Below are 16,244 nucleotides of genomic sequence, written 5' to 3' on the forward strand. Positions count from 1 at the left end.
TGTGTCGTTTTAATCGGAACGGATAATACTGTTTATTGCGCCTGTGTAAAGTGATCAAGATAAAATTAGGGTGTTTATCATTATTTATGGTTATTCAATAGCTTATCGTTAATTTATGATTCATAAAACTGCCTATTTAATTGCCAATTTAGTAGCCCTTGCAAATTGACTTATTTATGAAAAGTCTCGCTTCTATACTGTAGTTAGACCAAAAAAAGCATATGGCGACGGACTTGATTGAGACTCAGGCGGTCTACTTTGCCGTGAACGCGGTTGGCACTCGGTGCCTTCAAAGTAGGGTTTGCGCATCCCTCAAAGTTTGAGTTTGTTGAAGTTAAAATGGTCATGGCATCAGAGCTCTATATTGAGAATTGCGTCCAGATAACAGGGTAAAAGATGAAACTAGAGAATGTTGTTTTTGAGGATATTGAAATAGGTCAAAGTGCAATACGTACTCGACTGGTGCAATTGAGTGACATTCAAGATTTAAGCATACTGCCCGAAGGGCTGAGTCTAGATAATTGGGCACAAGAATATGCTAACAATATGGCTTTCCAAGGCGCAGTCGTTCAGGGTACTTGGACTGCTGCGCAGATCTCTGCGGTAATCAACACCCAGCTTCCGGGCCCAGGTGCGGTTTACCTCTCACAAGATCTAAAGTTTGCTTTGCCTGTTGTGGTAGGAGATGTAATCACCACAAAAGTGACAGTGATTGACAAAGATTTTCGACATGGTTCATTGATCATCGATTGCCAATGTAGCAACCAAAGAAAGGAAGAGGTTGTGTTTGGCATTGCAACGGTCCGTGCGCCAACTGAAAAGATCTGCATCGAAATAAAATCTACCAAGGAAAAAGCACTAAATAGCGCCTGCTAACCCATTTTTGGGATGTATTTTTTAAATTAAGGGTAAGTATATTGATGATCTTTTAACAATAAAAACCAGCAATGTGTAGCCGTTGTATTATATTTTTAGAATCGTATATCAAAGGTATGGATGTACCAGAAGGTTGATATGTTTGCACAGCTAAAAATATCGAGTCGGCTTGGTTTGGGTTTTTGTGTGTTATTGCTCCTTTTTAGCTGTGCTGTTTTAGTATCTATTCAGGCACTAAACACCGCATCCGATGGCTTTAAAGAGTACCGCTCACTAGCAAGAAACACCAACAACGCAGGGCGTGTTCAAGCGAATTTACTGACGATTAGAATCGCCGCACTTCATTATATTAACACTGGTAGCCAGATAGCATTGCAAGAAGAGCGTACAAGAATGGCAACGCTGAATGAGCTATTGGCGAATGCTCACCATGATGCTATTAGCAATGAACAAGTACAAACCTTCATAGATGTAGAAAATCTCGCAACACAATATGCAAATACGTTTGCGAAAGTTGAAGAAAAAATTGCTGAGCGCAATGAGATTGTACACAAAAGCTTAAACAAAATGGGGCCATTGATGGAGCAAGATTTGTCTCGGGTATTGCTTAGTGCGCGCGAAGACAATGATATGGAGGCTGCATTTTACGCATCTTTAGCACTTAGAAGTCTATTGTTGATGAGGCTTCACGTTATCAAATTTTTGGATAGCAATGACAGTGCGGATGTTGAGCAAGTGAACAGAGAGTACAGCGTATTTTTAGGAAACCTCAAACAATTAGATGAACAGCTACAAGATGAGATACGGCGGCGATACTTTATCAACGTGCGCAGCCTTGCGCCTAGATATATGAGTCGCTTTACAGAACTCGTTGACGTTATTAATAAACGTAATGCCCTCAAAAGAGAGCGATTAGATGTTATAGGCCAACAAGCTGCGCGTAAAATTGAATCTTTAAAATTGAATATTAAAGATAAACAAGATGACTTAGGGCCGATACTACAAAAGGACAACAGAGTATCTCAAAATTTCGTGATCTGGGTAAGTGTGTTTAGTCTCTTAGCTGCAATTTTATTGGCTGTTTTTATTTCTCGTTCTATCACTGGGCCAATAAATGAAGCAGTTTCTATTGCAAATGCGTTGGCGCAAGGTCATTTGCATTTCAAGAGAAAGGTAACCGGTAATAGCGAGACTGCCAAGTTAATACGTGCGTTAAAGGGCATGGCAAAGCAGTTTAAAACAGTCGTATTCGAGGTGAAGCAAAGTGCAACGGCACTTGAGCAATTCTCCTCACTGGTTATTCGCACAGCAAAAGAAATGGAGTCCACGGCGATATCTCAAGAGCAAAGTGTAGCGGACACAAAACAAGCCGTGACATCGATTAGCGAATCCATCAAAGCGAATAGTGAATTTGCGCTCGCCACAGATCAGGTCGCAATTAACACGACACAGGAAGCCAACGATGGCGGACAGAAGGTGAAAACAACGATAGAAGCGATGAAGACCATTGCCGAGCAAGTAAAGATCATCGATGAGATTGCCTACCAAACAAATTTACTCGCTTTGAACGCGACTATTGAAGCCTCTCGCGCAGGTGTACATGGTAAAGGGTTCGCTGTTGTGGCCAGTGAAGTCCGTAAACTGGCTGAGCGTTGTCAAAATGCATCTGAGCGTATTGGTAAAACAGCTGACCATAGTGTTAGCTTAGCTGAAAATGCGGGTAAACAATTGGAGACTATTATCCCTGCTGCCAATAAAACGTCGCATTTTGTGCAAAACATCATGGCTATTTCGAAGCAGCAAGAAACCGGGCTCAATCAAATTAACCAAACTGTTGAAGCCGTCGATGCTACAACAAAGCGCTCGACACAAGCCAGTAACGACTTGTCTAACTCAGTCAAAGAGGTTGTCGAATTATCTGTCAGATTGCGTTCATCTGCGTCATTTTTTAAATTATCATAACTCGAAGGGTATAAAGGTAGCGTGCTGTGCAGCACCGCTACCATGCATAGTTACTTCTGTGCACTCAGTGCAACTATTTTGCTTGTGTTGCTATTACGGTCGTTCACGGTAATAAACAGTTCACCTGATGGTGCAGTCACTACGTCCCTAATTCTACCAAGCCCTTTTAAAATTATTTCGTCTTCAATTACCTGATTGCCCTTGAATCTTATCCGGTGCAGTTGCTTTTTTGCTAGGCTGCCAACAAAAAGGTCCCCCTGCCAGTGTTTAAACTGACTACCAGTATAAAAGTTCATGCCTGCAACAGCGATAGAGGGTGTCCACTGGTGAACGGGTAATTGCATACCGGGTAGATCAGTATGAGGTGTAATTGGTGAGCCATCATAATTCATACCAAACGTAGTTTTTGGCCATCCGTAGTTCACGCCCTTGCTGATCAAATTGAGTTCATCCCCCCCTCTAGGGCCATGCTCTGTTGACCAAATTTGGTTGGTTTTAGGATGTTTGACTAAGCCTTGTGGGTTGCGGTTGCCATAGGTCCAGATTGTTTTTAGGCTGTCTTTTTTATTGTAAAATGGATTGTCTTTCGGAATTCGACCGTCTTTATAAATACGGTGGACCTTACCATTTTGGGTTGTCAGATCTTGTGCATCATCCTGATGGCCTTCGTCTCCGTTGGTAAAATAGAGGTATTCTCCATCAATGGTAAATCGTGAACCAAAGTGCCAGCCTCGGTTCTTATGTGTGTGTTTTGGTGCTTCAAATAAGGTCTGTTGTTCTGTCCATTTACCGTTTTTAATTTTTCCACGAACAATGGCTGTGATCCCTATGTCACGTCCAGCCTTGTCTTTGCCTGTTTTTTTACTGTAAGACAGGTATATCCAGCCATTTTTTTGATAATCAGGATCAGGAAGCACATCAAGCATGCCACCTTGTCCTCGATGCCAGACTTTGGGGGTATTTTTAATGTGTGTACGATTTCCTTTGTCGTCAACATGCCACAGCTCACCTTGGCGAAGTGTATATATCAAGCTTCCATCAGGCAAAAAATCTAAAGCCCAAATAATACCTTTGGTAGAAAGTACCTCTTGAGTATTTACATTGTGGCGATTTGTTTTGAATTGCTTGTTTAAAGTGGGAGTTTTGAGTTTGGCAGTGTCGGCATTATAACTTGTTTCACGAATATACACGACCAAGGTGCGAATAGTTTGCTCAGTTAAGGCATGCCCAAATGCAGGCATTCCGCGATCGAGTAGTCCATTTTTTATGGCGTTTGCTAAAGCTTTATCTGAGCCATCAGTGATCCACTGCGTATCGAGCAGCGAGCCAGCCATAGCCCCTTGTAACTGAGCTCCGTGACAAGAAGCACAGTTATTTTTAAATATGTCCTCAACATTTTCGTTCGCCGAGGCTTGATTTATTGCGGCGCCCAGCGCCGCTACGATACTTGCTACAAAGTTGATAGTTTTCATTTTTATACGCGCGTTTTTTACTCACAACCCAAAGAGTATAAAGGGAATGTGAAAATATAGTACGTTTTATTCGATGAGTCGGAGGTAAATTTGTAACGCTAAATAACAACAAAGAACGCATTTATTACCTATATTGAGACTCAGTTAATTGTCTGGTAGTGTAGCTTTTGGATTAAAAAGTAAACAAAAGGAAATTAAAAATGAAACTTAAATTGAAAAAAAGAAACTTCAAACAACTTACACAGCTTAATAACGAGCTAGAAAATCAAAACACACCAAGAGTGGCTGGTGGTCGTGCTCACTCAGATTTTGGCTGTGATATTACGGGCAAAAAGTGCCCTGCAACTTTAACTTGCCGTGCCTGTGGTTCACGTCGCTGTTAACAGAGCGAAAGACGCCATATTGGCGTCTTCACCTGCCCAGATTCTAAAAATCTGATACTCGCATTAAAGTATCTCGGGCTGCCGAAAATTTCTCTGGGTGCGTATCTCGTAGCCTTTTTAGTGAATCCAATGTCATAACTTGTGCACTGCCATCGTAGGCGTTCTCGGTTCCAAACAGCAATGTACTTTCAAATGCTGGTAGATTGAAATTGAGACCATGTAATTTTGCAATGCAATCAGTATTAGGCTGTTGCCATATATTGTTTAGAAAGCTTTGCATGACATCAACTCCACAATTATTCCCTGTATTTGTATCAGCAGGGGATTCAAAGATTACGGCATGTGGGGTTTGTGGGAATTCAATGTAACGCTGGTTTACGTTGGTAAAAGTCCGCATAAAGTCGTACGCGTAGCTATGCGGTGTTTGCGGATCTAAATCACCATTGAGCATGAGTGTCGGGATGTAATGATGAACGTCAGTATAGGTAAACTGGCTACGATATTTGTCTCCCCATACGGCCTTTTGAATATAGCGGCTATACAGCAGTGCTTTAGGAATACAAGATACCGCATCCTTACAGTAGTTGAGGCGCGCCTCAAGGGATCTATGTTCTTGGCTTATTTCGTTGTGAACGATGAGGCTGGATAATACCTGAGAGTAGTCATTTTTAGGTTTGGGCTGCAACTCGAGTAGTTGACGACCAGTACCTTCAAAAATGAATTGATGTAGGTTGTTAAGGGCAATGACATCGTCACTATTACACCTTGCTAGCCGGTAATATGCCGGCATAAGCGCGCCCTCTATTGAGCGCATCATGAGTAATGTGGATAGTGCTTGCAGTGAGTCTTGATTGAACTTGGTCTGCGGACAATGGGAGTTCGAATAAACCTTATTTAACAATGTTTTGATTGTATGCTCTGAATCATTTCCAAGTTTACTTTGACACAAGGGATCCGCGTTACAGTATTCAGCTAATCCACTAAAGATATAGTTAAAGTTTTCATCCCATAAGTCCAGACTAAACCCTTTAGATGGGACGATGGAATCTAAAATAATCGCTTGTGCTCCCTGCGGTGCGACTTGAGTAAAACGTTGCGCCCAAAGCGTTCCATATGACGCGCCATAAACGTAGCTTGGCAACCAGTTTGTCGCTCGGCTTTTGTCGATAGAATAGGCTAAATCTTGCGCGGCACCCGTGGTATTAAAGTGAAATAAATCGTCGCCCCATTTCTGATGGAGTGCGTCATAGCACGACTGTTGATATTGTTGGTAGTCGCCATCTGGCTTGTTTGGACATTCTAAATGTGTTGACCAGCCCACACCGCGGTGTTCAAGAATGTATAAATCATAGTCTTGTGTGTATTGGGAAAGTGTCGTGTCGTAGTGCTGGGCGTAAAAGCTTGCGGAATAGCCTGGCCCTCCTTGTAGAAACCAAATTTGGCCTTTGGGTTGGTTACTTTTTGCAGGATATTTCGAAACTAAAATATCTATTTGTTTGTCATTTGGTTTGTCCCAGTTAACAGGTACTTTTGCAAAGGAACAGAGGTTGCGCTTATCAGGGGTGGCAAAAGAGCTGGGGCATTCGCCCCAATTAAAATTAACGTAGCGATTATATTCAGAGGTGTTTGAGTGTGCAGCAACACCCTGTGAGTATCCAAATACCGATAAGCACAAAAGCGCCAATTTTACCTTATACATGTTTCATCCTTTTATATTCTATAAAGCGTGTTTCGAATGATGTTGAAATAAACTCGATACATATATAAATGTATATTTTTTGTGAAAATAACACTTGGACTTAATAAACTTGCACTAGCATGATCGAAGCGACGTAACGGCCTCTCTGAAATAGGAGATAGATTTTTAACATTTGGTGATTTTAATAGTTATATTTTTCAAATATATGGTTTGCCAGCGACGGGAGGGAAGTGGCACTCGAACATTGGCCGATAATGGCCAAAAATAACCTTAATAGACTAACTGTGAATCAAATTTTAAATCCTAGCTATTTGAGCTGGGATGGCCAATAGCCTTGAAATATACTTTGTCTGAGTTAATGTCTTTTTAAGATACTAGTATTGCTTACGCACTTTGTTATGCTTGAAACATAAGACATAATATGTCAAATGCTCGCTATCTGATATCGATAAATGTTCAAGAATAAAAAAATTAATAATATTAGCTTTTTCAAACATTAAAGTTATTTTTACGTTGACATCAGGCGGTTTGAATACCTAATATAGGTCCTTGTTGAGGCTTAGCGCTACAGCGAAATCAGGGTAATAAAAAAATAATAACACGCCCTTAATATCAAGCAGCCTTCAGTACGAGGATGCATGATGTTCCAACTAATAAAAAGAATAAGGGACAAGCCAGCTTGGCCACTATGGCAACTCCATGGCGGGGTTGCCATAGTTTTTCTTGTTGCTTGTTCATTTTACTGATGATATTTCCGAAAGCTTCGTCACCAAAGCCTATTTTCACCTAACAAAACTGACATAATTACATGCTTGAATAACCACACTGTTTGTTTTTCTGGGCAAAGATCGTGAAAGCACTCAACCTTAAGCCAGTGATCGTGACACATTCAAATAAATTAGATAATGCTTATGAACTTGTGGATGACTTTCCTTATGAACATAACGGTCAGGTTCGTTGGGTACCCAAGTTCTTCCAATATGATGGCGCAAGTATTCCCATATTGGCCTATCACATAGTAGGGACCCCATTTAATCCTAGATATATGAAAGCTGCGTTAGTACATGATTGGCTCTATCATACCCATGAGATAGAGAGAGCAGCAGCTGATGCGCTATTTTATTCCATGTTATGTGAATCAGGTGTCGGAGACACTAAAGCTAAATTAATGCGCTTTGCAGTAGAATTATTTGGGAAGTGGTATTGGCATAATGACGATGCAGACCAAGCCTATAAAAAAGAGCTGAAAGAGTTGATACGGCAAGACGGGAGAAACCCCTGCGTATATGGGTTGTAGTGATCTGGTCAAGTCAGCACTCGATGCAGTGCTGACGTAAAGCTTGGATCAATGGGGCAGGCTTAGCTATCCATTTGTTTTATTCGGCTTAACTTGTTTTAAATGCAAAAACACTAAACCAATAATACCTGTCATTGCCAAACCCGATAAAATAAATGGGTCCATAGCAATGTGCTCATGAAACTTGAAAGTGCCTGCTGAGATTTTCTTCCAGCCCATAAAATGCTGATTTGCAGCGACAACCGCGCCAAAAAAACCAATAACAAGCGCAGCGTATTTGGAGAGCCAATGAGATGCACTGGGAAGGATCAACAGCAACCCTAAAAGACCAATGGCAGTTCGCTGTGCTCTACAATAAGGGCAAACATATACGATGCCGGTCAGTTCAACAGTCCAAGCGACAATGCTGATCAAAATCGCTAACAAAGCGACAAATTTGCTGTATTTGATGTATGTTTCTAGCTGCAAAGGTGCCATTTAAATACCTATAAATAAAAATGAAAGTCGTAAATAGCGTTACATTGTAACATTAGTATGGAGGGCGTGGTAATTTTTCTATCCTATGCTTATTTCTTTGCAATATAAAATTCCGTTCAACTTTCGACTCTACTTAGGGTGGGGGCTTTTAAATACTTGCTGTATTCAGTAGGTGTTTAAAAAGTAGGAAGTTGACCTCGCTATAAGGTCGACTTCTTTATATAAGGTCAGAGGTATAACTGACCTTAACTTCCATCGTTTAGTTATTATTTATATAGCAAATCACTAATTCGTCTTTAGGGTTATCTCTTGTGTCTTCCACCAAATATTTTGCTTCAATGCTATTTTGGCATCTACACATATCATAGTGACTGGTTAGATAAGGGCGGCCATATTCATCTTTGTCTGTTTTTGTGATGCTACAAGTTGGCTCTCTCCAGCGGTCATCCCAACCACTTTTACCAAAAGCAACAATTTTAATCTTATTTGATAATAGTTTAGCGTTTAAATCTTCACTATTTGCTGAGGCGTTAAATGCGCACAATGCCATTAGGCAGGTAATTAGTTTTTTCATTATTCATCCTTAATAGTTTGTTATATAGAGCTTGTGCTCTATTGGTGGGGTATTCTATTCCCAAAGAATGTGTTGGCAAGCTTTTTTTTATTTTTTAGACGGGTTTTACTCGACAAATACTAATTGTGTTTATAACTGAGGTTCACTAAATGTGATTGATCTGAATTAAAATTGGCAGTGAGTTAAAAATAGAAGCCTACGAGAAGTTTTTGGCCTAGGGGGAGAGTAAATGCTCTATGTTTTGTGCCTGATAGATTTGTGGAGTTGTGGTAGCGCAGTGAGCGTTTGGCGTAAAAGCTAAGGTTATGTCTAGGAAAAATGGTGACTCATGAGTGAGGCCACTCTTTGCGGTTAAAAGGACATATATATGGCACGCCGAGCGATGAAGGTACATGTCGTCAACTACACTAATAAAATTTAAATTGTGTTCAAAAACAGAAGCTTAAAAAGTCTTATGCATTATAGACGTAGATAGTAAAGACCAAAAAATGTTTGCTATAAGCCAGCGTACGCCCGTGATGAATTAGTTATGTAATTTGTCTAGGCTAGATGAGTAGACTAAATTGTTCGCACGTGTAATACTTTGTAATAGTTGAGCTACAAGGACTTTTATATAGTTATTAGTGTTAAATAACTTGCAATAAAGATGTGCTATGGACCATAAATTGATCGAACAAATTGAATACGAAGAACGCGACAACGAGGCGCGCAAGTATACCGAATCAAAAAAGCACTTTATCAATGCGACTTTGCTTTTGGATGAAGATGTTTCATCTGTAGAAGATCGGACTAGGCTTTTAACTCAATTAAATTTGTATCGCCATTCTGCTTCTATCGAGATAGAAGAGGTCGCGGAGGGCGTATTTAATATGCGTTTTGCTTTACTAAACTGAGTGAAGCATTCAGCTGTTTGAGTGTATAGTTTAAGTTGCGAATAAAAGGTAATGGATAAGGTTATATTGCTTTGATTGAGGTATAACGAAATGCACTGTGCGCTATCCTTCCTTGAACTAAGTTTAGAAGCTGGTTAAGTATACTAAAATGTAAATTGATTATTTACATTTTAGGTGTTTGGCTTTAGATTAATACTTAAACAATAACAATTAAAAATACATCCAGCAGCTATCATATTCAAATTGTTAAATAACTGTGATATCAGTGCGAAGCTTCTGTAACGCCAATATCACCGCTCTGATGTGGAAAGTTTTGTCGATTATTATCGAGTTGAATATTGAAGACGGCGGCTGCATGAGTAGGGAATTACGATGCAAGATGGTCAATACAGTATTTACTATAAAGATAAACTAGACGCGTCATGCGGTAAGCCTAGAGCTGACGTTGAGGCGAGCTATATTATACATATCAAGCAATTAGAATCTGGTTATTTACAGGTAGCATTTGTGGAGGGCTTTGGGCAGTTCATCATTGCCAGCTGTTTCCCTACTATTGAAATTCCATCACTGCCAATTCAAAATGATGAAAAAGTTGAATTTACGGTTATAAATGATGCCCAATACGGCATGTGTTTATCGCAAAATAGCCTGCCAGACAAAGATCTGCTACATATCTTGGACATCGCTTCTAAAGCCGGTGCGTGTTCAACTGAGAGTGTGTTCCAGTTGATACAGACACACATCGTCAGAGACCTCTCAATCATTCTTTTAAAAGAACTAGAAAATAAGCACGAACTTGGAGAAGGAGAGGTGGTATTGGAGAAAAATTTAAATCGAGTGAAGCTGTGCAAGCGAGAGTTGAACAGCTTAGCTGTTAGAGTATCGACATTAGACATGAAGCGGATACTAGACGACGCTTCAGGTGATCAATTTGATTCATTGCTAGCAGATCAATGGTCAGCAATAGGAAGCGAAACAAGCTATCAAAATACAGGGGCTCATTTTACCTGCCATGAATTGAATGAACAGGGCGAATTAAGCTGCTATGAGCAGGTTTATCGCACTTGGACACCATCTCAAGAAAAGCAAATTACGAGAAAAATCATAAAAATTGACTGAGTAAACATCTTCACTTTTTATTTTTTGAAGTTCCTTTACAATTCTCCTTAACTTATTGAGTCAAGGAGATAAAAAATGTGGTTATCAAGTGGAACAATAGAAGGAGAGGTTGTATTACTAGAGCCTATCGCACGTTCACACTGTGAAGATCTAATTGCTGCAGTTAATGATGGACAAAATTGGCGGCTTTGGTATGCGTCGGTACCTTCTCCTGAAGACATGTATTCTTATGTCGATAAAGCGCTAGCCAATATGGAACATGGTGAAATGGCCTACGTAGTCAAAACCAAAAGTGATAATAAAATAGTGGGCACTACTCGATTCTATGATGTCAAAGAAAACCATAAACGGGCGTCTATCGGCTATACGTGGTACTCGAATTCAGTCAGAAGAACAGCAGTTAATACAGAATGTAAATACTTACTAATGTCTCACCTTTTTGATGCACGTGATGCGATGTCATTAGAATTTAAAACCCACTTTTTCAATCAGGCTTCTCGCACCGCCATAGAAAGGCTGGGCGCAAAACTAGATGGTGTACTAAGAAGTCATCAAATTATGCCTGATGGTTCAATTCGAGACACCGCAGTGTATTCAATACTTGCTCACGAATGGCCAGCCGTCAAAAATAATCTGCTGGCAAAATTAGAAAAATACTAATCTGATATGAGCAGTTAGTCGCTCATGTCGATTAACTGCAAAGCGAGATATTTGTTTAGTCGGTGCTTCTGCGTTTTACACCTCCCCACCTCTCCACCTTTACTATTTTACTCTCAATTTCTAGCCGCAGCTATGCAATGAAAAATGAGCCGAATGGACAATGCCATAGTGGCTGACAGGCAAAATAATCTAGTCAATTTGAGGTGGTTGTAAAGTGTTGCATATATTCACTTTTGCAATACTAAAGGGTTTTTTTTGGAGGTGTCTGAGTGCTAAATGAGCAAATAAACTTGCGTTTTTATCAAAAATGCTATTGACATAATATGTCATGGCGTGCAAATCTAAGTACGTAACTCATACAAACAGGCAGGCTTTATCTACTAGATAAATGCCAATTTGACATAAGGAATCTGTTACATGGAATTAAATGAGCTTTCAATTAAACTCTCACAATATGAAACTGAAGGTGCCAGTTTTGAGTCGTTTTTTATCAACAATGTTGGACAAGAAGTCCTACAAGTAATCGTTGATGGAAACGATGAGCTTCCGATTTTTGTAACACGCACAGAAGAGCAGGTACTGTGTATTTGTTACTTGTTTACAGAGCAAGAAATAAATGCCGACAAACACGCCGAGCTAAACGATACGCTATTACGTTTGAATGTCCCCATGCCCTTAAGTGCATTCGCTAAGATTGACAATAAATACGCAATTTTTGGTGCGCTTTCTACCAGTTCTACCCTAGAACAATTAGGCCATGAAATTGTCACCTTATCTGCCAATTCAATTGATGCTTTGGACGCGATAAGTGATTATTTGACTGAATAACAAGGAGTATTAATTATGAGTATATTAAAGAAGTTGTTTACTGCGGTAAAAGGCGGTGTGAATGAGGTGGGTGAAGGTATTGTAGATGCGAATGCTATTCGAATTTTTGAACAGGAAATCAGAGATGCTCAGAATGCATTGAGTGAGGCCAAACGTAGCCTTACAGAAGTGATGGCCAAAGAAATACAAACCTCTCGTACTATCAAGGCGTTAGAGGATGATATCGACAAGCATGAAACCTATGCAACACAGGCACTGGATAAAGACGAAGAGTCACTCGCACTTGAAATCGCAGGGAAAATTGCCGAGTTTGAGCAAGAAAAATCAGAGCAGCAGCAAATACTTAGTACATTTACTGCTAACGTCTCAAAGTTAAAAGAGCAAATTAAACAAGCAGAAAAAACCATCGTTGAAAACCAGCGTCAATTGAGCATGGTCAAAACAACAGAAAGTGTGCAAAAAGCAACGATGGCAGTCAACGACACAATGACCTCTGGTGACTCAGCAATGGCTTCGGCAAAACAGTCATTGGAGCGCATAAAACAGCGTCAAATGGACAGGCAAGATCAGCTAGATGCTGCGCAGCAACTCGCTGATGAGAGTAACGATAAATCTCTTCACGACAAGATGCGTGAAGCGGGTATCGGTGAAGATGCTAGCAAAGGCGCTGATATCCTTGCCCGAATTCGCGCAAAACAAAATAAGTAACACGGATGAGTGATAATAAACATACTTGGCAAAAGCAAGAAAAAGCAGTTCGAGCAACGCAACTTGCTTTTGACCTCAGCTCTGAAGTGCAAAAGTTTATTAAAAAAAGTGCAATTGATGAAGAGCTCACACCGTCTGACATGATAAGGCGGATTTTAGGGTTGGAAGTTAAATCAAAAAAGACCCGTCAGAGGTTAAGTTTTAACCTAAGTGATGAAGAAATTGCACTTTTAGCACAACGGTTTGAGATCCCTGATGCTGACAAGCGTGTAGTAAAGCAAAAAGTCGCCGACTTACTGATTCAACACGTGAAGGATGCCAGTGGTTAAACCTTAAAGCGCATTTGCAGTTGCATGGCCCTTAATGCATAGGAATATTTAATATTATGGACTTTCTCAATACTATTTTTACTTTCCCAACAGTGGTTTTCACCACTTTGTTACTCATCGTCATAGGCTTTTGGCTAATCGCACTGCTTGGATTTGCAGACATTGATATGTTGGAAGGAGATGTTGAGATAGAGGCTGATGGTGGCGGTGACTCCATTATGCAAATGGGCTTTGGTGGTGTACCGCTGACCATATCAATTAGCTTGGTTGTACTGCTTAGTTGGATAGCAAGTTTTTATGCGCATCAACTGTTTGCATACGCTCTCGGCGATGGAGTTATGTTCTACGTTTTAGGTGGTGCGATGATGCTGGGGTGTTTTGTTGTATCGATCCCGTTAACAGCCATGTTAGTTAGGCCTTTAAGACGTTTTTTTGACAGCAAAGAAACCGCCTCTAAGAATGACTTTATCGGTTTGGAGTGTGTGATCGCGACAAGTAAAGTAAATCCCTATTTTGGGCAAGCAAAAGTACAATTTCAAGGGACAGAGCAGCTAATAGAAGTGCGTTCAGAGGAAGAAGGCATGTTTTCCTTAGGTGATACAGGTTTATTAATAGAGCATGATGTAGCTAAAAATAGCTATCTCATTGTAGAGAAACCTTGGTAATACCCCCTCATTAACACAATACATCATTAACACATAAACAACTGCCAAAATAACTTAGTTTTATATGGCACAAAACTGCTGTGGCAGCTCTACTGGAAAACAACATTAAGCCATGGCTTGGAATAATCATATTAGTTAGGAACACACATGGAATTTTTAGATAATCTCGGGCCTATTTTAACAATCGTTGGCGTATCTATCGGAGTTATATTTGCGATTATTTTAATCATCGGTAAGTTTTATCGAAAAGTGGATCAAGGGCATGCGCTCATAATTAACAAAATGAAGAATGAGCCGGATGTAACCACAACAGGTGGGATCGTTTACCCTGTCATTCATAAAATGGAAGTCATGGATATCTCAACCAAGCGCATGGTTTTAGAGCGCAGGGAAAACAGCGGCCTTATCTGTAAGGATAATATTCGTGCTGATATCGCCATTACATTTTATATTCGTGTAAATGAAAACAAGCAGGACATCTTGCGCGTTGCCAAACAAGTTGGCTGTGCCCGCGCCTCTCAACCTGAAACACTACAAGAGCTATTTGAAGCTAAGTTCTCGGAAGCCCTTAAAACTGTTGGTAAACAAATGAATTTTGAAGAACTGTTTACCCATCGCAACCAGTTTAGAGATGCAATTAAAGAAGTGATTGGTCAGGATTTATCCGGCTATACGCTCGAAGATGTGGCGATTGACTATCTTGAGCAAACATCAATTCACAAGCTAGATGAAAACAACATTTTGGATGCCGAAGGGATTCGACGTATTACGGAGAAAACCGCCGAGCAAAATGTGCAGACGAACCAGCTCAAGTGTGATGAGCAAGCGCAAATTGAAATCCAAAATCAAGCAGCACTTGAAAAGTCTCTAGAGATTGAGCGCCAAAAAGAAGATGCCAAAGCGAAGCAACAACGAGAAATCGAAACTGTGCGTGCCAGAGAAACCGCAGAAGCTGAACGCGTAAAACAAGAAGAGCGTATGAAGGCAGAAGATGCACGCTTAAAAGCGGATGAAGCCATTGAAATTGCAGAGCAAAATAAACAGCGTGAAATAGACATTGCGGAGCAAAACCGCCTGCGCGTGCTCGCCATTGAAGAAGAAAAAGTATCGCGCTCTCGTGAAATTGAAGTGATTGAACGCGAGAAAGAAACAGAAATCATGCGTATCAATAAAGAAAAAGCCTTGGAAGTTGAACGCAAAGAAATCGCAGAAGTACAGCGAGATCGCGTTGCGGTAGAAAAAACCGTTGCCGAAGAGCAGGAGCGCATCAAAGATGTGCAAACACTCGCCGCCGCTGAACGTGAAAAAGAAGCGATTGTGATCAAAGCCAAAGCGGAAGCAGAAGAAGCGTTGGTGAAGGATATTGAAGCAGCTAAAGCACAGGAACAAGCGTCAGAATTTAAAGCGCGCGAGCTAGAAAAAATGGCGGAAGCCGAGCTGCGTATAGCAAATCAAACCGCGGAGTCGAAAAAGGTATTAGCCGAAGCTGAGCGCGCTGAAAAAGCGGCAGCAGGCCTTGCTGAAGCGGAAGTGATCAAAGCCAAAGCGCAAGCGAATGCGCAACAGGGTGAAACAGAAGCGCAAGTACTAAAGCAAAAACTGGCAGCTGAAGCGCAAGGTAAACGTGATATCGGATTTGCTGAGGCAGAAGTGCAATCTGCGATGGCCGAGGCAATTGAAAAGCAAGGGGAAGCAGAAGCATCGACACTTGAGCGTCGTATGTCAGCTGAAGCAAAAGGTCTTGAAGAAAAGCTTGAAGCACTCAATGCGATGGACCAATCAGCAAGAGATTACGAAAGCTTTACGCTTCAACTTAATCAGCAAAAAGAACTTACGCTGGCCAAGCTGGATACTGAAAAAGACATTGCGGCTCATCAATCAGAAATCCTGTCTAAGACGCTGGGCAATGCAGATATCAACATCATGGGTGGCGATGGCCAGTTCTTTAATCAATTTATGAAAGCGATCACGCTCGGAAAATCTATTGATGGTTTAGTGGGAGAAAGTGATACGGTTCAAACTTTATTTAAAGATCACTTAAATGGTGACAGAAATATCATGGATGATCTTAAAGGGGTTTTAAGTGGTGCAAACGCATCGTCAGAGACCATGAAAAACGTAGCTATGAGCAAGTTTTTCAGTCAGTTAGGTAATAGTAGTGATGCTGAGAAGCAGCAGCTTTTGAACTTGTTAGGCAGTACGCTTAACGGCAATGCAAAACAAGTTGAGTCAAACGAGCAAAGCTAACAGCGCTATTACAAGACTATGAATGCACGTTTATTGGGCGTGCATTCAGCATACC

Annotated in this window: 16 protein-coding genes; 12 read left to right on the forward strand and 4 right to left on the reverse strand. The window is 40.7% G+C overall.

Going from position 1 to position 16,244, the window contains the following annotated elements:
- Positions 1 to 396 precede the first annotated feature (396 nt).
- Both QNM18_RS14275 and QNM18_RS14280 read left to right on the forward strand, forming a co-directional pair.
- Positions 397 to 876 (forward strand): MaoC/PaaZ C-terminal domain-containing protein, encoded by a 480-nt coding sequence (locus tag QNM18_RS14275; RefSeq protein WP_284137619.1) that lies wholly within the window; start codon positions 397 to 399, stop codon positions 874 to 876.
- Between the two features lie 120 nt (positions 877 to 996).
- Complete coding sequence (locus QNM18_RS14280) at positions 997 to 2,838, forward strand: methyl-accepting chemotaxis protein (protein ID WP_284137620.1); 1,842 nt, start codon at positions 997 to 999, stop codon at positions 2,836 to 2,838.
- Positions 2,839 to 2,888: 50 nt separating this feature from the next.
- Here QNM18_RS14280 and QNM18_RS14285 read toward each other — a convergent pair whose 3' ends face one another.
- The gene (locus QNM18_RS14285) at positions 2,889 to 4,310 is read right to left on the reverse strand and encodes a PQQ-dependent sugar dehydrogenase (RefSeq protein WP_284137621.1); all 1,422 of its coding nucleotides are present in this window, start codon (positions 4,308 to 4,310) and stop codon (positions 2,889 to 2,891) included.
- A 200-nt stretch (positions 4,311 to 4,510) separates the two neighbouring features.
- Here QNM18_RS14285 and QNM18_RS14290 point away from each other — a divergent pair, with 200 nt between their 5' ends.
- Positions 4,511 to 4,693, forward strand: a complete 183-nt coding sequence (locus QNM18_RS14290) for a hypothetical protein (RefSeq protein WP_211011533.1) — start codon at positions 4,511 to 4,513, stop codon at positions 4,691 to 4,693.
- A gap of 43 nt (positions 4,694 to 4,736) precedes the next feature.
- Here the strand turns inward: QNM18_RS14290 and QNM18_RS14295 are convergent, their stop codons facing one another.
- Positions 4,737 to 6,392 carry an alpha/beta hydrolase gene (locus QNM18_RS14295; protein ID WP_284137622.1) on the reverse strand — a complete coding sequence of 552 codons (1,656 nt, stop codon included), beginning with the start codon at positions 6,390 to 6,392 and terminating at the stop codon, positions 4,737 to 4,739.
- Positions 6,393 to 7,242: 850 nt separating this feature from the next.
- Here QNM18_RS14295 and QNM18_RS14300 point away from each other — a divergent pair.
- The gene (locus tag QNM18_RS14300) at positions 7,243 to 7,689 is read left to right on the forward strand and encodes a DUF1353 domain-containing protein (protein ID WP_211011531.1); all 447 of its coding nucleotides are present in this window, start codon (positions 7,243 to 7,245) and stop codon (positions 7,687 to 7,689) included.
- A 66-nt stretch (positions 7,690 to 7,755) separates the two neighbouring features.
- Here the strand turns inward: QNM18_RS14300 and QNM18_RS14305 are convergent, their stop codons facing one another.
- A complete protein-coding gene (locus QNM18_RS14305) occupies positions 7,756 to 8,166 on the reverse strand; it encodes a hypothetical protein (RefSeq protein WP_211011530.1) in 411 nt (136 codons plus the stop codon).
- Between the two features lie 259 nt (positions 8,167 to 8,425).
- On the reverse strand, positions 8,426 to 8,740 hold the full coding sequence (locus QNM18_RS14310) for a hypothetical protein (protein ID WP_211011529.1): 315 nt from the start codon (positions 8,738 to 8,740) through the stop codon (positions 8,426 to 8,428).
- Between the two features lie 653 nt (positions 8,741 to 9,393).
- Between QNM18_RS14310 and QNM18_RS14315 the strand changes: the two genes are divergently transcribed.
- The 8 genes from QNM18_RS14315 to QNM18_RS14350 all read left to right on the forward strand — a co-directional run bounded on the left by QNM18_RS14315 (position 9,394) and on the right by QNM18_RS14350 (position 16,189).
- Complete coding sequence (locus QNM18_RS14315; protein ID WP_211011528.1) at positions 9,394 to 9,633, forward strand: hypothetical protein; 240 nt, start codon at positions 9,394 to 9,396, stop codon at positions 9,631 to 9,633.
- 372 nt (positions 9,634 to 10,005) lie between these two features.
- Positions 10,006 to 10,752, forward strand: coding sequence for a hypothetical protein (locus QNM18_RS14320; RefSeq protein ID WP_284137623.1), 747 nt, complete (start codon positions 10,006 to 10,008; stop codon positions 10,750 to 10,752).
- Positions 10,753 to 10,827: 75 nt separating this feature from the next.
- Positions 10,828 to 11,412 (forward strand): GNAT family N-acetyltransferase, encoded by a 585-nt coding sequence (locus tag QNM18_RS14325; protein WP_284137624.1) that lies wholly within the window; start codon positions 10,828 to 10,830, stop codon positions 11,410 to 11,412.
- Positions 11,413 to 11,829: 417 nt separating this feature from the next.
- Positions 11,830 to 12,240: a YjfI family protein gene (locus QNM18_RS14330; RefSeq protein WP_211011525.1), complete on the forward strand. Its 411-nt coding sequence runs from the start codon at positions 11,830 to 11,832 to the stop codon at positions 12,238 to 12,240.
- Between the two features lie 15 nt (positions 12,241 to 12,255).
- Entirely contained in the window at positions 12,256 to 12,948 is a 693-nt protein-coding gene (locus QNM18_RS14335) for a PspA/IM30 family protein (protein ID WP_284137625.1), read from the forward strand.
- A 5-nt stretch (positions 12,949 to 12,953) separates the two neighbouring features.
- Entirely contained in the window at positions 12,954 to 13,277 is a 324-nt protein-coding gene (locus QNM18_RS14340; protein WP_211011523.1) for a hypothetical protein, read from the forward strand.
- Positions 13,278 to 13,333: 56 nt separating this feature from the next.
- Positions 13,334 to 13,942, forward strand: coding sequence for a DUF1449 domain-containing protein (locus tag QNM18_RS14345; RefSeq protein WP_284137626.1), 609 nt, complete (start codon positions 13,334 to 13,336; stop codon positions 13,940 to 13,942).
- Positions 13,943 to 14,089: 147 nt separating this feature from the next.
- Positions 14,090 to 16,189 carry an SPFH domain-containing protein gene (locus QNM18_RS14350; protein WP_284137627.1) on the forward strand — a complete coding sequence of 700 codons (2,100 nt, stop codon included), beginning with the start codon at positions 14,090 to 14,092 and terminating at the stop codon, positions 16,187 to 16,189.
- Positions 16,190 to 16,244 lie beyond the last annotated feature (55 nt).

It is taken from the genome of Pseudoalteromonas obscura, from assembly GCF_030135505.1.
GTDB lineage: Bacteria > Pseudomonadota > Gammaproteobacteria > Enterobacterales > Alteromonadaceae > Pseudoalteromonas > Pseudoalteromonas obscura.

Bases quoted from the DNA above. Each gene is read 5' to 3' on its own strand.
- QNM18_RS14330 (WP_211011525.1), top strand. From the start codon at position 11,830: ATGGAATTAAATGAGCTTTCAATTAAACTCTCACAATATGAAACTGAA.
- QNM18_RS14335 (WP_284137625.1), top strand. From the start codon at position 12,256: ATGAGTATATTAAAGAAGTTGTTTACTGCGGTAAAAGGCGGTGTGAAT.
- QNM18_RS14285 (WP_284137621.1), bottom strand. From the start codon at position 4,310: ATGAAAACTATCAACTTTGTAGCAAGTATCGTAGCGGCGCTGGGCGCC.
- QNM18_RS14315 (WP_211011528.1), top strand. From the start codon at position 9,394: ATGGACCATAAATTGATCGAACAAATTGAATACGAAGAACGCGACAAC.
- QNM18_RS14340 (WP_211011523.1), top strand. From the start codon at position 12,954: ATGAGTGATAATAAACATACTTGGCAAAAGCAAGAAAAAGCAGTTCGA.
- QNM18_RS14305 (WP_211011530.1), bottom strand. From the start codon at position 8,166: ATGGCACCTTTGCAGCTAGAAACATACATCAAATACAGCAAATTTGTC.
- QNM18_RS14275 (WP_284137619.1), top strand. From the start codon at position 397: ATGAAACTAGAGAATGTTGTTTTTGAGGATATTGAAATAGGTCAAAGT.
- QNM18_RS14280 (WP_284137620.1), top strand. From the start codon at position 997: ATGTACCAGAAGGTTGATATGTTTGCACAGCTAAAAATATCGAGTCGG.
- QNM18_RS14310 (WP_211011529.1), bottom strand. From the start codon at position 8,740: ATGAAAAAACTAATTACCTGCCTAATGGCATTGTGCGCATTTAACGCC.
- QNM18_RS14345 (WP_284137626.1), top strand. From the start codon at position 13,334: ATGGACTTTCTCAATACTATTTTTACTTTCCCAACAGTGGTTTTCACC.
- QNM18_RS14325 (WP_284137624.1), top strand. From the start codon at position 10,828: ATGTGGTTATCAAGTGGAACAATAGAAGGAGAGGTTGTATTACTAGAG.
- QNM18_RS14350 (WP_284137627.1), top strand. From the start codon at position 14,090: ATGGAATTTTTAGATAATCTCGGGCCTATTTTAACAATCGTTGGCGTA.
- QNM18_RS14290 (WP_211011533.1), top strand. From the start codon at position 4,511: ATGAAACTTAAATTGAAAAAAAGAAACTTCAAACAACTTACACAGCTT.
- QNM18_RS14295 (WP_284137622.1), bottom strand. From the start codon at position 6,392: ATGTATAAGGTAAAATTGGCGCTTTTGTGCTTATCGGTATTTGGATAC.
- QNM18_RS14320 (WP_284137623.1), top strand. From the start codon at position 10,006: ATGCAAGATGGTCAATACAGTATTTACTATAAAGATAAACTAGACGCG.